Consider the following 422-nt stretch of genomic DNA (forward strand, 5'->3'; position numbering starts at 1 on the left):
TGATGGTGTAGGTGATCTCGCCGCCTTCGGTGACCGAAGGGGTCGCGGTCAGCTTGGCCACCACTTCGTCGGTGGTGTCCGAGATTTCAACGGTAGCCGGGCCACCCAAGGCCAGCTTCTCAAAGGTGGCACCCGAAACAGTGGCGTCGGTAACGCTAAGGGTAATAGAGCTGGCGTCCTTGATGACATCGTCACCCTGGGCCGAGGTCTTGTACTCGACTTCGGTCTTACCGGCCTCGATGGTGATGGTCTGGCCGTTGGACAGGGTTACTGTCAGTGGCCGGTCCAGCGCTTGGCTTACTTTCACAGTGAAGGAAGGCTGCTGGTCTTCGGTCACACTGCCATTGCCGACGATGCTTACAGTGACGGTATCGATGCTATCGCTGATAACGGTCTGAGCCGGCGTCGGGTTCGGCACCAAC

1 protein-coding gene is annotated in these 422 nt (G+C 59.0%); it reads right to left on the reverse strand.

Features of this window, described 5'->3' with window-relative positions:
* On the reverse strand, positions 1-422 hold a 422-nt coding region (locus M2S36_RS25010), incomplete at both ends, for an immunoglobulin-like domain-containing protein (RefSeq protein WP_333958026.1).

The sequence above is a fragment of the Pseudomonas sp. SF2 genome (assembly GCF_036858055.1).
Lineage (GTDB): Bacteria > Pseudomonadota > Gammaproteobacteria > Pseudomonadales > Pseudomonadaceae > Aquipseudomonas.